The sequence below is a fragment of the Microbacterium fluminis genome (assembly GCF_051549805.1).
In the GTDB taxonomy this organism is placed as follows: domain Bacteria; phylum Actinomycetota; class Actinomycetes; order Actinomycetales; family Microbacteriaceae; genus Microbacterium.
The window spans coordinates 303260-323451 of sequence record NZ_CP196042.1; the positions used below are offsets into that span (position 1 = coordinate 303260).

Below are 20192 nucleotides of genomic sequence, written 5' to 3' on the forward strand. Positions count from 1 at the left end.
CTCGTCATGGGGTCGGATGCCGGGGCTCAGGGGGTGGGCGGGGCGGGCGGGGGGACGGGAGTGCACGTGCCGTCGAACGTGGCCGCGGCGGGGTCGAGGCCCCAGCCCTTCGCGCTCCAGTCGACCGTGACGCGGACGCCGCGGACACTGGATGCGTCGGGCGGCACGATGCTCGGGTCGGCTGTCGGGATCACGGTGCCGTTGACGTCGCGGTAGACGGCCTGCGTGTAGTCGAATGTGATGGCCGCATCGCCGTTGCTCGACGAGCCCGTGGCGGCGATCGGCGCACCGCCCTGACACGTGCTCACGAGCCAGGTGGCCTGCACCTGATACGGGGCGCTGCCGGGCGCGTGATCCACGGCAGCGCGAGCGGACTGGGTCCCCCACAGCCGATGCTGGAAGTAGACCTTGATCTGCGGGTCGCGGTCGAAGACCGTCGTCCCCGGCCCCCAGCCGTCGTACTTGGCGTCATTGAGGCGCGGAGGCGCGCTGCCCGCGTTGATCTGCGCGATGCGCCACTCCGCACGGAGGTTGGTCTGCTGATCCACCGTCGGGGCCCGACCGACCGTGAAGGTGTAGCCGGTCGGCGCCGCGGCGCTCTGCTCGGCCCGCACCGTGCCTTCGGCGGTGGCGCGTCCGAACGACTGCCCGTCGAACCACGATTCCACGCAGACGAAGTACGCGTACTCCTGCCCGTCGGCGACCGGCGGGAAGGTCGCGGTGTTGCCGCCTGCGACCGGGTTGCAGCGAGCCCGCTCGGCGCTCGGGACGATCGCGTACCGCAGTTCGGAGCCGGTGCCGTTGGGCTGCGCGGTGGCGGAGGCATCCACCGTCGACGTCCCGTCGCCGTTGGAGCGCGAGGTGAGGACGAGGTTGACGTTCTGCGGTGCGCCGATGCCGTTGGTCTGGATCGTCGCGATCTGCCCGGTCGCCTGGCCGCCGCCGAGACCCGGCGGGAGGTCGAAGCGCGAGTAGGGCGTGATCGAGACGACGGTCTGCGCGTTCGACCCCACCCGGAAGCTCGGCACGTCGACGCGGGCCTGGCCGGGAGCGACGTTCACGCGCACCGTGTCGCCGGCGGGGCTGGCGATCTGGAACGAGCCGGTGCCCGCGGGATCCGCGACCGGAATGGAGAGCGACACCACTCCTCCCACGCCGTCGCGGGTGACGACGGGCGCGGCGGTGATGCCCACCGGACGCGGGGGGGCGATGTACGCCCACGCGGTGGTGCGCACGGCCGTGGGCGACTCGCCGACGGCGTTGACGGCCGTCGCGACGTACTCGCGCTTCTCGCCGTTGGGGGCCGAGATCGCCGGGCAGGTGCCGTCGGCGGCGCACTGGGCGACCACCGCGCCCTGCGAGCGCACGGTGAAGCCCGTCAGCGCCGGGTAGGCCAGGCGCGCCTCCCCCGGATCGACGCGCACCGTCAGCGAACCGTCGGAGTAGGAGGTCTGGACGATGCTCGCGGGCGCCTTCGGGAAGCCCTGCAGGTCGAGCAGCAGCCGTCCGTCACGGGTCGCGCCGGTGGGCCGACCCTGCGCGTCGCGCAAGGTGAACGTCGCCGGACACGTCGCCCCCGGGGCATCCGCCGTCCACGATGCCCGCACCTGCGTGCGGGAGGCGACCTCGAACGAGACCCCGACGCACGCGCCGGCGGCCGCGACCGCCGTGAGCTCGAGGGGCGTGCGCGGCAGTGGGTTGACCTCGCCCGGTGCGCCGACCACTGTGATGACGCACGAGGAGCCGGTCGCCTGCGAGCACTGCTGCGCGGTCGAGCCGCCCTGCGGGAGTGTCGACGGCGCGGCCCCGACGCGAAGGATGAGGCGCGTGGGGGTGACGCCGGTGTGGCTCGGGACGCTGACGATCGCCGCTTCCTCGGTGCCGGGCACGGCCCGGTCGGCGCCGGTCACCGTCACCTGCGAGCCCGACAGGGCCACGGTGAACATCGAGCCGGTGTGCTCGAGGGCGTAGCGGATGTCGGCCCAGTCCTCGCGCAGCTGCCACGTGGTCATGCTGCGCAGGTCGAACGTGGACGTCTCGCCCGGTCCTACCGTAATCGAGGCGGGGCGCAGCACCGGCTGCGGATTGAGCGGCACGACCGTGATCGGCACCGACAGGTAGGTCCAGTCGGGCTGACCCTGCAGCCGCACCGGCACACGGCAGGCATCGGCCCACGGCGCCTCCGGGCCCGCGGTGTAGCGGATCGAGGTGCCGCTGTCGCGGGCGCACGAGGACGTCGGGCGGGCACCCGACGAGCGGACGTCGTCGCCCACCTCGAGCACCCGGCCGCGGGGCATGGCCACCAGTGCCGCCATGTCGAAGGTGGCCGATGACAGCTCGGTCGCCTTCACCGCGGGCAGTCCGCTGCGCAGCGTGAGGGCGAGGTCGTCGTCGCCGGGCACCCGCAGGAACGCGTAGGTCGTGACGGGGCCGTTGCGGCCGTCGCCGGTGATCGCGACGGGGATGATGCGGGTCGTGGCGGGCAGGGCGCCGCGCAGCTTCGTGCCCTCGACGGTCACCCCGTCGGGCTGGCCCCACAGAGCCACCCGCAGCGCGCCGACGTCGCCGCCCGACCATGTGGCGTGACCCGAGACCACGTCGACCCCGCGTACGAAGTCCTCCCGGTTCTGCGCGGTGAGCACCGTGTCGGTGACGACCGGGTAGTCGGGAACGCTCTCGCGCACCACCTTCACGACGATGAGTCCGCGGCCGGTGTTGCCCGAGGCCGACTCGACGTCGTACAGGAACGACATCGTCGTCGGCTCCGTGCCGGCCTCGATCGTGACGGTCGTGTCGCTCACGGCGCCGATCCGCGCCGCGAGCTGCGCGTAGGCCGTGCTCTGCGACCCGTCGGAGAGCACCTGGGGGACGTCGGGGCGCACACCGGTCAGCCGCAGCCGTCCTCGCGTGGGATCGACGTCGTTGGCGAGCGGGCTCACCCGGATGGTGTTGCCGGCCCCCGCCTGCACCTGCACGTAGTCGGTGTAGGTGACCGGGCTCGGATCGGACTCGCCGTCGAGCACGCCGATGCGCACGGTGGCCTCGCCGGTCTGCCCGAACGCGTCGACGACCCGGTAGCGGAACGAGACCTGCCCCTTGTAGCCCGCGACGCTCGAGTACACGATCGACGAACCGTCGGCCGAGAGCGTCGCGGCGCCGCTGTCGGGCTGCGTCACGATGCGGTCGAGACGCACGACGTCGCCGTCGGGATCGGCACCGAACGGCGTGAACGGGATGTCGGTGGTGAGCCCCGCCAGCACGCGCCCCTCCAGCCGGTTGGGAACCGGGGCGCGGTTGGAGTCGTCGGCGAGCACCTTGATGCGCACCGTGGCGGTGTCGGCGAGGGCGGGCGCCCCCGTCGTGGACACGGAGTAGTCGACCGCGTAGTCGCCGGGCTCGGCCGGTGCGAGGTAGCGCAGCAGCTCCCCCGACGCGAACGCCAGCGCGTTCGGAGTGGAGGAGGTGATGGAGGCGGGATCGAGGATGGGCCGACCGCCCGAGGGGGCGACGTCGTTGGCGAGCACGGGGATGTCGATCTGCGCACCCGCCCGCACGACCACGGCGTCGTCGACGGCGATCGGGGCCAGCTGCGGAGCCGGCGGGAGGAGATATACGCTCGCGACGCCCTGCACGCGCGCGCCGGCGTCGTCCGTGCCGTCGCTCACCGTGTAGGTGACCGTGCCCAGCCGCCCCGAGGAGCCCGACTCCGTCGACCCCGAGATGCGCAGGTCGTGCTGCCCGACGTCGTCGACCGTCATCGACGCTCCCGGATCGGGGTGGGCGATCACGTCGCTGAGCAGCAGCACGCGCCGCGTGGGGTTCGACACGGCGCCGAACACGTCGAGCGTGGCATCCTCCTGCGGGTGCACGAAGGCCACGACGGGCGAGGTGGCCAGGTCGGCGGGTGCGGTGGCGGCGACCAGCGTGACACGGGCCGTGCCGGTGGCATCCGTCGTCCCGTCGCTCACGGTGAACCCGACCCGGAAGGTGCCGGGGTCGCGGGCCGAGAAGTCGAACGTCGTGGTTCCGCCGACGACCGTGGCGGTGGCCGCCGCGTCGTCGAGCACGCGGACGCCCGTGAGCGACAGCATCCCGGTCGTTCCCGTCACGTGCGGCGCGACGTCGATCGTGAGGCCCGCCTCGACCGAATCGACGACCGCGAACGACTGCACCGCGAGCGCCGGCTGCCCCGACACCTTCACCGTGAGGGTCTTGGTCGACTGCTGCCCGGTGGTGTCGGCCACGACCACGGTGAGGTCGATGCTCTCGTCGGCGCCCGCACCGCTGTCGCTGTGCTGGTAGACGACGTCGCCGCCGGGCGTGGCCGCGACGCTGCCGACGCCCGACTCGTTGCGCACCGCCAGCAGCAGCAGGGGGTCGCCCTCGGGATCGACCCAGCCCTGCAGCACCGGCACCGTGACGGTGCCTCCCCGCGCGACCTCGGGGGCGGGCCATTTCTGCAGGCACTTGTCGACCCCGCACCACTGCGGGGCGCCCGCGGCATCCGGAGCGGCGACGGTGAGGGTCACCGTCGTCGGGTCGGAGCGCAGCCCGCCGGGGGCGGTGCCGTCGGTCACGGCGTAGCTGAAGGTGGTGCTCCCCGTCGCGCCGGGCGCCACCCGCACGGCGAGACGCTGCGCGGAATCGGTGAGCGACACCGTGCCGAAGCCGGGATCGAGTCCGGTGACCGACTGCGGGTCGATCGAGAGCACGTCCTGATTGGGGTCGTGGTCGTTCAGCAGCACCGGCAGCGACACGAGTGCGCCCGCGCGCACGCCGAAGGCGTCCGGCTCGGCGACCGGAGGCTTCGGGTCGATCACGACGCTCAGCTGCTGGTCGCTGGGCTGGGTCTGCGGGTTGGTGCGGTCATCGAGCGTCCAGTCCTGGCTCGAGGCGACCAGGCGGCCCTCGGGCGCCGTCCACACCCAACCGGTGCGGGTCTCGTTGAGGATCACCGCGTCGGCGGTCTCCACGAACACCGGGCGTCGCTGGTCGGCGAGGGCACGTCCGCCGAAATCGAGCGGATGCCTCCCCGACCGCGAGCTCCACAGGGTGCCGCCGCCGTTGCCCTGGGGCAGCCAGGCCGCGAGCACCTCGCCGCCGTGCACGACGGGGTGGGCCGGGGTGCCCAGAGCGGTGCCCTCGAGCTCGGCTCGCGGGGCCGAGCCGTCCACGGGCACGTGCACGAGGGTGGAGTCGTCGGCGAGGTAGACGGCGTCGCCCGAGGCATCCGGCTCCCCCACGACGATCGCGCCGCGCACCGCGGTCTGCACCGGCTGCGCGACCCGGCGCAGCCGCACGTCTCCGGTGGCGGTGTCGACCACGGCCCAGTCGTCGCCGGCGGCGGTGATCGCCGGGGCGGTGATGCCGGTCGCATCGAGCGGATCGCGGCCGCGCACGGTGGCGGCGGCGATGTCGTAGCGCAGCACGGAGCCGTCGTCGGACGAGTAGGCGAAGAGGATGCCGCGATCGTCGACCGCGATCGCGTCGGCCCGGTACTGCGGCGCGGTGTCGTCGCCGGGCGCGCGGAACGGATCGAGCTGCACTGTCGATCCGCTCGACAGCCGCCCGGCGAACACCGCGCCGGCGTCGGTGCGGTAGGCCACGAAATCGCCCGCCGACACGACGTCGGTGGTGCCCGGTGGCGTGGCCGGTGACGCGCGGACCGTCTGATCGTCGAGGTCGGACGGCAGCGCCGCATCGATGCGGGTGAGCCGGCTGTTGCTGTCGGTGAGCAGATACGCCGATCCGCCGCCCGCGACGATCTGCGACGGGTTGCTCACGCTGCGCACCGTGTCCAACTCGCCGATCGCGGTGTTCACCCGCGCATAGCGGCGGCCGTCGCCGGTCTGCAGCGCCCACACCGATGTGTCGACCACCGGCGTCTCGCGGGCGTCCAGACCCGGCCAGACGATGCTGACACCCACCACGAGCGCCGTGGCGGCCGCGGCGGCCACCAGTCCGGCGATCGTGGTGCGGCGCACGTCAGACCACCCCGGTCAGCAGCAGCGTGACGGCGGTGGCTGCGCCGGCCACGACCACGCACGACCCGGCGATCAGCCACGGCCACCACCGGCGGCGGGGCGAGGCGTCCTGCCGGGAGATGTCGGTGTCCTCGTCGCGCGCGAACCCGTCGAGGCCGGCCGCGGCGGCCGCCTTGCGGCGGGTGGACTCGGCGACCCTCGTGCGGGTGGGACCGCGCAGCGACGCGTCGGCGAAGTCGACCCGCTCGGACGCGGGCGCCCACTCCTGCGCCGGGACCTCCAGGGGGGTGGGCGCGAGGCCCAGTGCCCGCTGCACCCCCTGCAGCGCCTCGCCCAGCTCGCGCGCCGAGGCGTACCGCTCGCGCGCATCGCGGTGCATCGCCGTGGCCAGCACGTGCTGCAGCTCGTCGGGCACGTCGCCGCGCGGGATGTCGGTGTAGCTGGCCCGCGCGATGCGTCGGCGCAGCTGCTCACGGGTGTTCTGGCCGCGTTCGCGACGCTCGAACGGACTGTGGCCGGCCAGCAGCGAGTACACGGTCGCCGCAAGGCTCCACACCTCGCTGGCGACGGTGCCGGTGGTGTGCTCGGCGACGACCTCGGGGGCGCTCCACGGGATCGACATGGCCAGCACTTCGTGCTCGGTGCCGCGCGCGAGCGACGACGAGATGCCGAAGTCGGCGAGCACCGGGGCGCCGAAGGAGGTCATCAGGATGTTGCTCGGCTTCACGTCGCGGTGCACGAGGCCCGCGCGGTGGGCGGATTCGAGCGCCCCGGCCATCTTGACGCCGATGGGGAGCACCTCCTCGACCGGGATGCGCTCGATGCGATAGCGCTGCACGAGCGACCCGGGGCAGTACTCCATAACGATGTAGGGGCGGCCGTCGGCGGAGACCCCCGCCTGGTAGACGGTCACGATCGAGGGGTGCGCGGACAGGTGCGCGAGCACGTCGGCCTCGGCGTTGAACATGCGCAGCAGATCGGGATCGCGCACGTCGCTGGGGAGCACCTTGACCGCGACGCTGCGCCGCGGCATGTCCTGCTGGTAGAGGAACACGTCGGCGAAGCCGCCCGAGCCGAGCGGACGCACGTAGTCGAGTCCGGGGAGCACCGGAGGCGCGGAAGGAAGGCGCTTGGACACCTGCACCCCCTGACCTCATCGACGATCCGCTCGTCCGACCGATATCGCCTCCGTCGGACGCACGCGAGTTGCGTAGTGCGAGGCCCCGCGCAAATGCTAACAAAGGGGGCTGAGAATACGGCAGAACCCGCGCTTCCGCGGATGCGCGCTCCGTCAGAGCAGGTCGGGAGGACCGGGTTCGCGGGGGTCGAAGGGGGCGTCGAGCGAGCGGGTGAGCTCCTCGAGCATGGCCTCGATCTGCGGCTCCACGTACTGCGTCACGGCCGCCTGGATGCGCAGGCGGTGGTGCAGCAGGATCGTGCAGACCTCGCGCCCGACCATGTTGGCGTAGTCGTCGGCGAGGCCGACCTCCTGGCGCAGGGCGGCCTTGGCCTCGGGACTGAGGGGCGGCAGATCGGGCACGCCGGCATCGGCCTCGGCCGCCATCCCCGAGATCGTGAACAGGAACGGCGCCCCCGGCACCGGGTCGGGGTCCAGCGGCAGGCCCTCGAACTCCGGCTCGAGACCCTCGCCGGGGCGGTAGCTGCGGGCGCGGTTGCGGGCCGCCTGCTGGTCGAGCTCGGCCTGCAACCTCGGCAGGTTCAGCGCGGTGTACTCGGCGACGGCGTGATCGACGATCGTCTTGATCCGCGTCGACAGCCCGTGCTGCACGCCGTGCGGCACATCGGCCCCGAGACCGGCCGCCGACAGCACGGGCGAGCCGAAGCAGCGACGGCACGGGGCGATCCGTCCGCGGTGCGTCGACGGCTCCCACCGCGGCAACCACCGCAGCCAGGCGTCGACGGCCTGGCTGACCTGGGTTTCGAGCGACCGCTCCACGGAACCCAAGGGTATCCGGCGGCGACGCGAAACCGCGGAACCGGGCGGATGCCGCGGGCCGAGGCATCCGCGCGATTCCCGCCCGATCTCCGGTTCTCGACCCCGAAGGAGGTCGGCGGGCTACTCGTCTTCGTCGTCCTCCCAGGGCCAGCGCGGCCGCCCGGCGCGGGTGCGGGCGAGGGCGATCGCCCCCCACGCGGCGATGAAGCCGGCCGCGGCGAGCACGACGCCGAACCACGAGACCGCCACCCCGCCGACCGCGGCGAGGGCCGCGAGCGGGTCGACGCCGCTCGCCAGCGCTCCCCCCAGCACGCCGGCGAGGTAGCCGACGTACGCGGCGAGGGCGCCGACGACGGATGCCGCGTACGGCGGCCGCGGAAGGCGCAGCGCGCCCCACAGCACGAGCGCGAGGAGCCCCGCCGACAGCACCATGCCGATGATGCCCGCCACCTGACCGAGGCCCTGCACGTCGATGACGTCGCGGTCGATCAGCAGACTCGTCATCCCGAACCCGAAGATCGCCAGGGCGACGTAGGAGACGACGCCGATGGCCAGGGCGACGGCGGGTCGGACCGGGCCGCCCTCGGGAGCGGCGCCCCCGCTCATGTCACTGCCGGACGAGCTGCGGGCCCGCCTCGAGCGTGCGCTCGTACTCGCGCTGGGCCTCGATGTTGAGCTCGGTCATGCGTCGGCCGCGCGCCGACACCCACGCACCGAACCAGATGGTCAGCTCGCGACCGAACACGAACGCCGCGATCGCCAGCGGCGCGAGGAGCTGGCCTTCTGCGACCGTCGCACCCTCTCGGACCGTCAGCGCCCAGAACGGCGCGTCGAACAGCTGACCGAGGATGTGGCCGCCGTAGGAGGCGACGCCGACGAGCACGCCGAGGATCACCCATGCCCCCCAGCGGCCGCGGTTGATGATGGCGCCCAGCAGCCAGAACGCGATGAAGAAGACGGCGACCGGCACCCAGAGGCCGAACGTGGTCAGCGCGCCGAGCGCGGTCGAGCCGACGTTGTCGACGGTGACGTCGCCGTTGATCGCGCCGAAGCCGAGCCAGGCGCCGAGGTACAGCACGGCGAACGCGAGGGCGGCGAGCAGGCCGATCGCACCGGCGGCACCGCGGTTGCCGCGCGGGCGCGGCTGCTCGGGGGCCTGCACGAAGATCGGCTGTGCGGCGGCGGGCGCGACGTAGGCGGGCTCCTCGTAGGAGGGGTAGACCGGCTCGCTGGGCGCGACGACGGGCGCCGCGACCACGGTGGGGGCATCGTCGACGCGCTCGGAGATCACCGAGGTCTCGGCGGCGTCGTGCGCGTGCTGCGCGTAGATCGGGTCGAGATCGCCCGAGTCGGCGGGGCGCTCGGCGGCCACGGTCTCGACGACGACGGGCTCGTCGTGCCGCTCGACCACGACGGCCTCGTCGGCGGGCACGACGACGGCAGGCTCGACGACGACCGCGTCACGACGAGCGGCTTCGGCATCCGCGAGGCCCTCATGGGCCCGCCCGACGACGTCGTCGACGTTCGTGGACTCTTCGACCGGCTCGCCGTACGACGACTTCTGGTCACTCATCGGATGCACTCCTCACGCGGCACGGGACGGTCCGCATCGCGAGGGTATCGCGGTGCGCGCCCCGCGCCCCGGAGGCGTGCCGTCGTGTGTCGGAGCCGGATGCCGGCCCGCGCGCGGCCTACGGTGAGCGTATGACCAGCCGGACGAGACGCACGGGGGTCGTTGCGGCATCCGTCGTCGTCGGGATCGGGATGCTGGCGCTCGCACTGACCGGCTGCATCGCCGAAGCCGGCACCACCCCCACCCGCGAGCCCGCCGCACCGACGACCGGCGCCGGCAGCCCGACCCCAACGGCCTCGGCCACCCCGACCGCGTCGCCCACGCCGACCGCGGGTGCGGCGCGGATCCCGACCGACTGCCGCGCCATGGTGTCGGCCGCCGTGCTCGCCGAGTTCGGGCAGACGCCGCTCAACGACCCGGCGCTGGGCGCGTCGGGCGTGCAGCCCGACGGCAGCCTGGTGTGCATCTGGCGCGACCCGCGGGCCGACACCACGAACCTCGTCACCACGATCTCGAAGGTGTCGCGCGGACCGGCGCTCGACCTGCTCAACCAGCTCGCCGACGCCGAGGGCTTCACCTGCTACACCCCGAACAAGGGCACGCGTTGCGAGAAGACGTGGCAGAACACGACGTATCCGGTCACCGACGGCCGCACGCTGTTCTGGCGCGACGGGATCCTCATCGACACGAGGTTCTCGAACCTCGCCCCGTCGGGCTACACGGACAGCGTCATCACGCACATCTTCGGCTGAGCGCGGCCGCTCAGGGCCAGAGCCGGCTCATCATGCGGCCGCTGTAGTGGTCCGGATGCCACGACGTCTCGACGCTCGAGATCCACAGGCCGCCCCGCACCACGTGCTCCTCGACCACCTCGCCCTGCGTGCGGGTGCACTGGGTCCACCCCGATGCGGAGCAGGTGAAGCCGGAGGCGGTGAGCGCCGCCTGCGCGACGGCTCCCGCGTCCGGACCGACGCTCGCGACCGTCGTGGAGATCGAGGCATCCCGCTGCCCCCGCCAGGTGCACGTCACACGCACGGTCGGCGCCAGCGCCTGCGTGAGCGACGTCTCGGCCGTCGCGGGCGCGGCCAGAGTCTGCGACAGCAGCACCCGCGGCGTCCAGGTGAGCTCGGACCACAGGCTGTCGGCGTAGAGCGAACGGCAGTCCGAGCTCATCGTCGACGCGAAGCGATCGGCCGTGCCGACCGGGGTGGTCGGCGGGGGCATGTTCGTGGCGTTGTGGAACGAGACGCCGACCCAGGCCGCAGCGACCGGCACCATCGGGGTCGCCAGCACCGCGAGCACCCCCACGACACCCGCGCAGAACACCCCCGCGGGCACCGCGAGCCACAGGTTCCGTCCGCCGATCCGAGCCACCGCTCCCCCTTACCGGACCACGGTAAGCGGGACTCGCGGCCGTTCCGCTCCGGCACGCGGGCGGGTGCGGGAACGCCGAAGGGCCCCGGTGCGAACCGGGGCCCTTCGGGGGATGGGATGCCGCGACGCGTAGTCGCGGCATCCGTCGATCAGTTGTACGTGCCGGGCGTGAAGTCGTCCGTCGAGAAGCTGTCGAAGTCGACGTAGCTCAGGTCGGCGTCGGAGTAGGCGCCGTCGGACGCGAAGATCCGGTTCGGGTAGCGCTCGCTCTTGGCCTCCTCCGTCGCCTCGACGGTGACGTCGCGGTACTTCGCGAGACCCGTTCCGGCGGGGATGAGCTTTCCGATGATCACGTTCTCCTTGAGGCCGAGCAGCGGGTCGCTCTTGCCCTCCATGGCGGCCTGCGTGAGCACGCGGGTCGTCTCCTGGAACGATGCGGCCGACAGCCACGACTCCGTCGCGAGCGACGCCTTCGTGATACCCATCAGCTCGGGGCGACCCGACGCGGGGCGCTTGCCCTCGCCGACCGCCTCGCGGTTGATCTGCTGGTACCGCTTGAAGTCGACCAGCTCACCCGGGAGCAGGGTCGTGTCGGCGTGGTCGACGACGGTGACCTTGCGGAGCATCTGGCGGACGATGACCTCGATGTGCTTGTCGTGGATCGGCACACCCTGCGAGCGGTACACGCCCTGCACGCCGTTGACGAGGTAGCGCTGGACCTCGCGGGCGCCCATGACGCGCATGACCTCCTTGGGGTCGAGCGTGCCCACCAGGATCGGCTGACCGACCGTGACGTGCTGCCCGTCCTCGACCAGGAGCGTCGCGCGCTTCAGGACCGGGTAGACGTGCGGCTCGTCGCCGTTGTCGGGCGTGAGGATGACCTTCTTGGCCTTGTCGGTCTCGTCGATCGTGATGCGACCGTCGGACTCGGCGATCGGGGACGCGCCCTTGGGGGTGCGCGCCTCGAACAGCTCCTGCACGCGGGGCAGACCCTGCGTGATGTCGTCGGCCGACGCGGAACCACCGGTGTGGAAGGTGCGCATGGTCAGCTGCGTTCCGGGCTCGCCGATCGACTGGGCGGCGATGATGCCGACCGCCTCGCCGATGTCGACGATCTTGCCGGTGGCCAGCGAACGGCCGTAGCACTTCGCGCAGACGCCGACCGCCGAGTCGCAGGTGAGGACGGAGCGGACCTTGATGGTCTCGACCCCGGCCGCGACCAGCGCGTTGATGAGCACGTCGCCCACGTCGTCGCCGGCCGCCGCGAGCACCTCGCCCGAGGGGCTGACGACCTCGGCCGCCAGCGTGCGGGCGAACACCGAGTTCTCGACGTTCGCGTCCTTGACCAGCACGCCGTCGGCGCCCACGGTCGCGATCGCGAGCTCGAGGCCCTTGGTCGTCGCGCAGTCCTCCTCGCGGATGATGACATCCTGCGAGACGTCGACCAGGCGACGCGTGAGGTACCCCGAGTCGGCCGTACGGAGGGCCGTGTCGGCCAGACCCTTGCGGGCACCGTGCGTCGCGATGAAGTACTCCGCCACCGACAGACCCTCGCGGTACGAGGAGATGATCGGACGGGGGATGATCTCACCCTTGGGGTTGTTCACCAGGCCGCGCATACCCGCGATGTTGCGGATCTGCAGCCAGTTACCACGCGCACCCGACGACACCATGCGGTTGATGGTGTTGTCCTCGGGGAAGTTGTCGCGCATCGCCTTCTGCACGGCATCGGTCGCCTCGGTCCAGATCTTGATGAGCTCCTGACGACGCTCGGCGTCGGTGGTGAGACCCTTCTCGAACTGACCCTGGACCTTCGCGGCCTGCTTCTCGTAGCCCGCGACGATCTCGCCCTTGTTGGGGGGCGTGAGGATGTCGCTCAGCGCCACCGTGACACCCGAACGGGTGGCCCAGTAGAAGCCGGCGTCCTTGATGCGGTCGAGGCTCGCGGCCACTTCCACCTTCGGGTACTCCTCGGCGAGCTTGTTGACGATCTGCGACAGCTTGCCCTTGTCGGCCTGCTCGCGCACGAACGGGTACCCCTTGGGGAGCGTGTCGTTGAAGATCGCCTGGCCGAGCGAGGCATCCACCAGGTGGTGACGCTCGTAACCCTCGGGCGCGTCGCCCTCGAGGAACGTGAGTCCGGGCACGCGGATGCGCACCTTGGCCTGCAGGTCGAGGGTGCCCTCGTCCTTGGCGAGGATCGCCTCGCCCACCGAGCCGAACACGCGACCCTCACCGGCGGCGCCGGCGATGACCGTGGTCAGGTGGTGCAGACCGATGATCATGTCCTGCGAGGGCAGGGTCACCGGGCGACCGTCCGACGGCTTGAGGATGTTGTTCGAGGCGAGCATCAGGATGCGAGCCTCGGCCTGGGCCTCGACCGACAGCGGCAGGTGCACGGCCATCTGGTCGCCGTCGAAGTCGGCGTTGAACGCCGCGCAGACGAGCGGGTGCAGCTGGATGGCCTTGCCCTCCACGAGCTGCGGCTCGAACGCCTGGATGCCCAGACGGTGGAGCGTGGGCGCGCGGTTGAGCAGCACGGGGCGCTCGCGGATGATCTCCTCGAGCACGTCCCAGACCTCGGGACGCGTGCGCTCGACGGCGCGCTTGGCGGCCTTGATGTTCTGCGAGTGACCGAGGTCGATGAGGCGCTTGATCACGAACGGCTTGAACAGCTCGAGCGCCATCTGCTTGGGCAGACCGCACTGGTGCAGCTTCAGCTGGGGTCCGACGATGATGACCGAACGGCCCGAGTAGTCCACGCGCTTGCCGAGCAGGTTCTGACGGAACCGGCCCTGCTTGCCCTTGAGCATGTCGGACAGCGACTTGAGCGCACGGTTGCCGGTACCGGTGACCGGGCGGCCGCGGCGGCCGTTGTCGAACAGCGCGTCGACGGCCTCCTGCAGCATCCGCTTCTCGTTGTTGACGATGATCTCGGGAGCACCGAGGTCGATCAGACGACGGAGGCGGTTGTTGCGGTTGATCACGCGACGGTACAGGTCGTTGAGGTCGGAGGTCGCGAAGCGGCCACCGTCCAGCTGCACCATCGGGCGCAGCTCCGGCGGGATCACCGGGACGACGTCGAGGACCATGGATGCCGGGCTCATGCCCGTCTGCAGGAACGAGTTGACGACCTTGAGGCGCTTGATCGCGCGGATCTTGCGCTGGCCCTTGCCCTCGGAGATCTGCAGGTGCAGGTCCTCGGACTCCTGGGCCAGGTCGAACGCCTCGAGGCGACGCTTGATCGACTCCGCGCCCATGTGGGCCTCGAAGTACTGACCGAAGCGGTCCTGCAGCTCGTGGAAGATCTCGTCTTCGCCCTTGAGGTCGCCCACGGAGAGGGTGCGGAAGTCATCCCACACCTTCTCGAGGCGCGTGACCTGGTCGTCCGCGTTCTTGCGGATCGAGGCCATCTCCTTCTCGGCGGCGTCCTTGACCTTCTTCTTCTGGTCGGCCTTGGCGCCTTCCTCCTCGAGGGCGGCGAGCTCCTCCTCCAGCTTCTGGAGGCGGGTCGCGATCCGCGAGTCGCGGCGGTCCGCCAGCGTCTTCAGCTCGAGACGGATGTTGTTCTCCTGCGTGGGGAGGTCGCGGTGACGCGCCTCCTCATCGACCGAGATCACCATGTAGGCGGCGAAGTAGATGACCTTCTCGAGGTCCTTCGGCGCCATGTCCAGCAGGTAGCCCAGACGCGAGGGCACGCCCTTGAAGTACCAGATGTGGGTGACGGGGGCGGCGAGCTCGATGTGGCCCATGCGCTCGCGACGCACGGAGGACTTGGTGACCTCCACGCCGCAGCGCTCGCACACGATGCCCTTGAAGCGCACGCGCTTGTACTTGCCGCACGCGCACTCCCAGTCACGGGAAGGTCCGAAGATCTGCTCGCCGAACAGACCGTCCTTCTCGGGCTTGAGGGTGCGGTAGTTGATCGTCTCGGGCTTCTTGACCTCGCCGAAGGACCAACGACGGATGTCGTCGGCGGTGGCCAGACCGATGCGCAGCTGATCGAAAGTGGTTGATTCGAGCACTAGTTCTCAGTTCTCCTGTGTCGGAATTCTGTCGTCGGCCGGGTCAGATCTCGTCGATCGACGAGGACTCGAAGCGGCTGGAGATGTTGATGCCGAGCTCCTCCGCTGCGCGGAAGGCGTCGTCGTCGGTGTCGCGGAGGTTGACCGCCGTGCCGTCGGCCGAGAGCACCTCGACGTTCAGGCAGAGCGACTGCATCTCCTTCATGAGCACCTTGAAGGACTCGGGGATGCCGGGCTCCTGGATGTTCTCGCCCTTGACGATGGCCTCGTACACCTTGACGCGGCCGAGGATGTCGTCGGACTTGATCGTGAGGAGCTCCTGCAGCGCGTACGCGGCGCCGTAGGCCTCGAGGGCCCACACCTCCATCTCACCGAAGCGCTGGCCGCCGAACTGCGCCTTACCGCCGAGCGGCTGCTGGGTGATCATCGAGTACGGACCCGTCGAGCGCGCGTGGATCTTGTCGTCGACGAGGTGGTGCAGCTTCAGGATGTACATGTAGCCGACCGAGATCGGAGCCGGGAACGGCTCGCCGGAGCGGCCGTCGAACAGCTGCGTCTTGCCCGTCGAGTCGATCAGGCGGTCGCCGTCGCGGTTCGGGATCGTCGAGTCGAGCAGACCCGCGATCTCGGCCTCGAAGGCACCGTCGAACACCGGGGTCGCGACCTTCGTGCCCGCGGGGGCCTCGAACGCCTGCTGCGGCAGCTGGGCGGCCCACTCGGGGGTGCCCTCGACCTTCCAGCCCTGCTTGGCGATCCAGCCGAGGTGGAGCTCCAGCACCTGGCCGAAGTTCATGCGGCCGGGGATGCCCAGCGGGTTGAGGATCACGTCGACCGGGGTGCCGTCGGCGAGGAAGGGCATGTCCTCGATCGGGAGGATCTTCGCGATGACGCCCTTGTTGCCGTGGCGGCCGGCGAGCTTGTCGCCCTCGGTGATCTTGCGCTTCTGGGCGATGTAGACCACGACGCGACGGTTGACGCCCGAGCCGAGCTCGTCGTCGCCGTCCTCGGCGTTGAACTCCTTGACCGCGATGATCGTGCCCTGCTCACCGTGGGGCACCTTCAGCGACGTGTCGCGCACCTCGCGGCTCTTCTCGTTGAAGATCGCGCGGAGCAGGCGCTCCTCGGCCGACAGCTCGGTCTCGCCCTTCGGCGTGACCTTGCCGACGAGGATGTCGCCGGGGCGCACCTCGGCGCCGATGCGGATGATGCCGCGCTCGTCGAGGTCCTTGAGCAGGTCGGGGCTGACGTTGGGGAGATCACGGGTGATCTCCTCCTTGCCGAGCTTGGTGTCGCGCGCGTCGACCTCGTACTCCTCGATGTGGATCGAGGAGAGGGTGTCGTCCTTCACCAGGTTCTGGCTCAGGATGATCGCGTCCTCGAAGTTGTGGCCCTCCCACGTCATGAACGCCACGAGGAGGTTCTTGCCGAGCGCGAGCTCGCCGTTCTCCGTCGCGGGACCGTCGGCGAGGACCTCGCCCTTCTCGACGCGGTCGCCGGCCGAGACCACGACGCGCTGGTTGTACGACGTGCCCTGGTTGGAGCGGTCGAACTTGCGCAGGAAGTAGTCCTGGGTGCCGCCCTCGTCGAGCTGCACGGTGACGACGTCGGCCGAGACCTCGACGACCACACCGGCGCGCTCGGCGGTGACCACGTCACCGGCGTCGACGGCCGCGTAGCCCTCCATGCCGGTGCCGACGACCGGCGACTCGGAGCGGAGGAGCGGGACGGCCTGGCGCTGCATGTTCGCACCCATGAGGGCGCGGTTGGCGTCGTCGTGCTCGAGGAAGGGGATGAGGGAGGTCGCGACCGACACCATCTGGCGCGGCGAGACATCCATGTAGCCGATCTCCTCCGCGTGGAAGAGGTCGACCTCGCCGCCGTTGCCGCGGCGGGCCAGAACGCGCTCCTGCGCGAACGATCCGTCGGCCTTCAGCTCGGCGCCGGCCTGCGCGACGATGTAGTCGTTCTCCTCGGAGGCGGTGAGGTAGTCGATCTGGTCGGTCACGGTGCCGCCGGTGACGCGACGGTACGGCGTCTCGATGAAGCCGAACGCGTTGATGCGCGCGAACGAGGCGAGCGAGCCGATGAGGCCGATGTTCGGGCCTTCCGGGGTCTCGATCGGGCACATGCGGCCGTAGTGCGACGGGTGGACGTCGCGGACCTCGACGCCGGCGCGCTCACGCGACAGACCGCCGGGGCCCAGGGCCGACAGGCGGCGCTTGTGGGTCAGGCCCGCGAGCGGGTTGTTCTGGTCCATGAACTGCGACAGCTGCGACGTGCCGAAGAACTCCTTGATCGCGGCCACGACGGGGCGCACGTTGATCAGGGTCTGCGGCGTGATCGCCTCGATGTCCTGCGTGGTCATGCGCTCGCGGACGACGCGCTCCATGCGCGACAGACCGGTGCGGACCTGGTTCTGGATGAGCTCGCCGACGGCGCGGATGCGACGGTTGCCGAAGTTGTCGATGTCGTCGATGTCGAGACGGATCTCGGCCGGCTTGCCGCCGCGGATGCCGTCGAACGTCACGTCGCCGCGGTGCAGGCGCACCAGGTACTTGATCGTCGCGACGACGTCCTGCACCGTGAGCACCGACTCGCTCAGCGGGGCGTCCAGGCCCAGCTTCTGGTTGATCTTGTAGCGACCCACCTTGGCCAGGTCGTAACGCTTCGGGTTGAAGTAGAAGTTGTCCAGCAGCGCGCGGGCGGCCTCGGCGGCGACCTGCTCGCCCGGACGGAGCTTGCGGTAGATGTCGCGGAGCGCGTCCTCCTTGGTGAGGATCGTGTCCTTGGAGAGCGTCTCCTCGATGGAGTCGAAGCCGGCGAACTCGGTGAGGATGTCTTCGCTGGTGAGGCCGAGGGCCTTGAGGAAGACCGTGACCGACTGCTTGCGCTTGCGGTCGATGCGCACGCCGACCTGGTCGCGCTTGTCGATCTCGAACTCGAGCCAGGCGCCGCGGCTGGGGATGACGCGCGCCGAGACGATGTCCTTGTCGGACGTCTTGTCGGGGGTCTTGTCGAAGTAGACGCCGGGCGAGCGCACGAGCTGCGAGACGACGACGCGCTCGGTGCCGTTGATGATGAACGTGCCCTTGTCGGTCTGGAGCGGGAAGTCGCCCATGAAGACCGTCTGCGTCTTGATCTCACCGGTCTGGTGGTTCATGAACTCGGCCTCGACGTAGAGGGGCGCCGCGTAGGTCTTGCCGCGCTCCTTGCACTCCTCGATGGAGTACTTCTCGGGCTCGAGGTAGGGGTTCGTGAACGAGAGCTGCATCGTCTCGCTGAGGTCCTCGATCGGCGAGATCTCCTCGAAGATCTCCTCCAGACCGCTGATCTCGGGCACGTCGGTGCGACCTGCGGCCTTGGCCTCGGCGACCCGGGCCTTCCAGGCGTCGTTGGCGACGAGCCAGTCGAAAGACTCCGTCTGCAGCGCCAGAAGGTCGGGGACCGTCAGCGTGTCGGAGATCTTGGCGAACGAGAGGCGGGATGCGCCGCGTCCGTTCTTGGGGGTGGTGGGGTTGGATGCGTTGCGCGCAGCAGCCAAGGGGATAACCTCCAGAGGCCCGGATCAGGGGCTCGTGTTCCTTGTCGTCAGGTGGAGTGCTCGCTCATCCCCAAGCCTTCGCATCACGCGCCGCAATATGCACGGGGGCGCGAAGGCACAGCCGACCACCATATGAGGGCAGGGGAATGGGAGCGCAAAGAACAACTATACGGCGGGGGACGCGCCGTGTCCAGTCGGGTTCTTGACGAGTTTCGGATGCTGCGGTATAACCCGCGGCATCCGCGTGTTTCCGGGGATTCTCCCCCCGGGAGCGGACGCACGTCCCCGATCGCCGCCGTCTCACGCTGTTCTCACGCAGCAGTCCCTACCGTGGGCGAGACGGAGAGGGACCGCTATGTGGATGCATTACGTGCTGCGCGAGCTCGCACGCCGACGTCGCCAGGCCGCCGCGGTGAGCGCGGGGCTGGCGGTCGCAGTCGCGATCGTGATCGTCATGTCCGGGATCAGCGCGGGGCTCGCATCGGCGCAGTCGACGGCCCTCGCGTCGCTCTACGGCGTCGGCACCGACGTGACGATCACCCGCCCCGTCGCCGGGGGTGCGACACCCGCCCCGCAGTTCACGTTCGCGTCCGGGGCGGGCACCGCCGCCGGCGGCTCGACGGCGCTCACGCAGAGCCAGCTGAGCGTGGCGCGAGGGCTCACGACCATCCCTTCGAGCGAGCAGACGACGGTGGCCGGCCTGCCCCAGGTGGCCTCCGCCGAAGGGGTGCTCCTCCTCGACAACTACGACTTCAGCGGCATCATCCCGAGCATCACCGGCGGCCAGGCGGCGTCCGGCGAGGGACCCGCGGGGCCCACCGGAGCGGACGGCGCCGGCGGAAGCGCCTTCGGTGTCGACACGTTCTCCGTGGCGGGGGTGGATCCCGCGCGCGCGGACGGCACCCTGGCCGGCATGACGGTGACCGCGGGCCGCGGGTTCGCCGCGGCCGATGCCGGCCAGCGGGTGGCGCTCGTCGATCAGCTGTACGCCACGGAGAACCAGATCTCGGTCGGCGCTGCGGTGAACATCGGCGGGGTCGACATCCCCGTCGTCGGTCTCGTCGCCGCACCGTCCGGGCGGCCGTCGATCGCCCAGTCGTATCTCCCGCTCGACATCGCGCAGTCGCTGAGCGGGCAGGCGGGGCAGATCACGAGCGTGTACGTCACGACGACCTCCGCCGCCGACGTCGCGGCCGTCACGACGGCCGCGGAGTCGGCGCTGCCCGGTGCGCACGTCGCGACGCAGGCCGACCTCGCCTCCACGATGACCGGCACTCTCGCCTCCGCCTCCGATGTGAGCGCGTCGATCGGGCTGTGGCTGTCGATCATCGCGCTAGCGGCCGCGGTCCTCATCGCCGCCCTGCTCACCATCGTGGGAGTGACCCGCCGCAGCCGCGAGTTCGGCACCCTCAAGGCACTCGGCTGGACCAGCGGGGCGATCGTGTCCCAGGTCCTCGGCGAATCGCTCGTGCAAGGCCTGATCGGCGGCGTCGCGGGGGTCGTTCTCGCCGGCATCGCCGTCGTCATCGGCAACCTCGCCGCCCCCACCCTGACGGCGACGGCGGCCACCACCGGGGCGTCCACCCACGTCGCGCTGTCCCTCGCGTTCCCGTGGGACACGGTCGCGCTCGGCATCGGGCTCGCCCTCGTCGCCTCCCTCGCGGCGGCCGTCGCAGGATCCTTCCGGGTCGCATCCCTCCGCCCTTCCGAGTCCCTCCGCAGCGACCAGTAGGAGTCC

10 protein-coding genes are annotated in these 20192 nt (G+C 70.9%); 2 read left to right on the forward strand and 8 right to left on the reverse strand.

The window, feature by feature from the left end:
* Nucleotides 1-26 precede the first annotated feature (26 nt).
* The 5 genes from ACSJDX_RS01400 to ACSJDX_RS01420 form a co-directional block, all read right to left on the reverse strand.
* Nucleotides 27-5984: an Ig-like domain-containing protein gene (locus tag ACSJDX_RS01400; RefSeq protein WP_438353812.1), complete on the reverse strand. Its 5958-nt coding sequence runs from the start codon at nt 5982-5984 to the stop codon at nt 27-29.
* A 1-nt stretch (nt 5985) separates the two neighbouring features.
* Complete coding sequence (locus tag ACSJDX_RS01405) at nt 5986-7122, reverse strand: serine/threonine-protein kinase (RefSeq protein WP_438353813.1); 1137 nt, start codon at nt 7120-7122, stop codon at nt 5986-5988.
* Nucleotides 7123-7275: 153 nt separating this feature from the next.
* Nucleotides 7276-7941, reverse strand: coding sequence for a spermidine/putrescine ABC transporter substrate-binding protein (locus ACSJDX_RS01410; protein ID WP_438353814.1), 666 nt, complete (start codon nt 7939-7941; stop codon nt 7276-7278).
* Between the two features lie 120 nt (nt 7942-8061).
* Nucleotides 8062-8547: a hypothetical protein gene (locus tag ACSJDX_RS01415; protein ID WP_438353815.1), complete on the reverse strand. Its 486-nt coding sequence runs from the start codon at nt 8545-8547 to the stop codon at nt 8062-8064.
* Nucleotide 8548: 1 nt separating this feature from the next.
* Nucleotides 8549-9514 (reverse strand): ABC transporter, encoded by a 966-nt coding sequence (locus ACSJDX_RS01420; RefSeq protein WP_438353816.1) that lies wholly within the window; start codon nt 9512-9514, stop codon nt 8549-8551.
* A 131-nt stretch (nt 9515-9645) separates the two neighbouring features.
* Here ACSJDX_RS01420 and ACSJDX_RS01425 point away from each other — a divergent pair, with 131 nt between their 5' ends.
* Nucleotides 9646-10266 carry a hypothetical protein gene (locus ACSJDX_RS01425; RefSeq protein WP_438353817.1) on the forward strand — a complete coding sequence of 207 codons (621 nt, stop codon included), beginning with the start codon at nt 9646-9648 and terminating at the stop codon, nt 10264-10266.
* 10 nt (nt 10267-10276) lie between these two features.
* Here the strand turns inward: ACSJDX_RS01425 and ACSJDX_RS01430 are convergent, their stop codons facing one another.
* The 3 genes from ACSJDX_RS01430 to rpoB all read right to left on the reverse strand — a co-directional run bounded on the left by ACSJDX_RS01430 (nt 10277) and on the right by rpoB (nt 18454).
* Nucleotides 10277-10888 (reverse strand): hypothetical protein, encoded by a 612-nt coding sequence (locus ACSJDX_RS01430; protein ID WP_438353818.1) that lies wholly within the window; start codon nt 10886-10888, stop codon nt 10277-10279.
* Between the two features lie 149 nt (nt 10889-11037).
* Nucleotides 11038-14913, reverse strand: coding sequence for a DNA-directed RNA polymerase subunit beta' (gene rpoC / locus ACSJDX_RS01435; RefSeq protein WP_438353819.1), 3876 nt, complete (start codon nt 14911-14913; stop codon nt 11038-11040).
* 43 nt (nt 14914-14956) lie between these two features.
* Complete coding sequence (gene rpoB, locus ACSJDX_RS01440; RefSeq protein WP_438353820.1) at nt 14957-18454, reverse strand: DNA-directed RNA polymerase subunit beta; 3498 nt, start codon at nt 18452-18454, stop codon at nt 14957-14959.
* Nucleotides 18455-18809: 355 nt separating this feature from the next.
* On the opposite strand from rpoB, the gene ACSJDX_RS01445 reads away from it, so the two are divergent.
* The gene (locus tag ACSJDX_RS01445) at nt 18810-20186 is read left to right on the forward strand and encodes an ABC transporter permease (protein ID WP_438353821.1); all 1377 of its coding nucleotides are present in this window, start codon (nt 18810-18812) and stop codon (nt 20184-20186) included.
* Nucleotides 20187-20192: the final 6 nt, after the last annotated feature.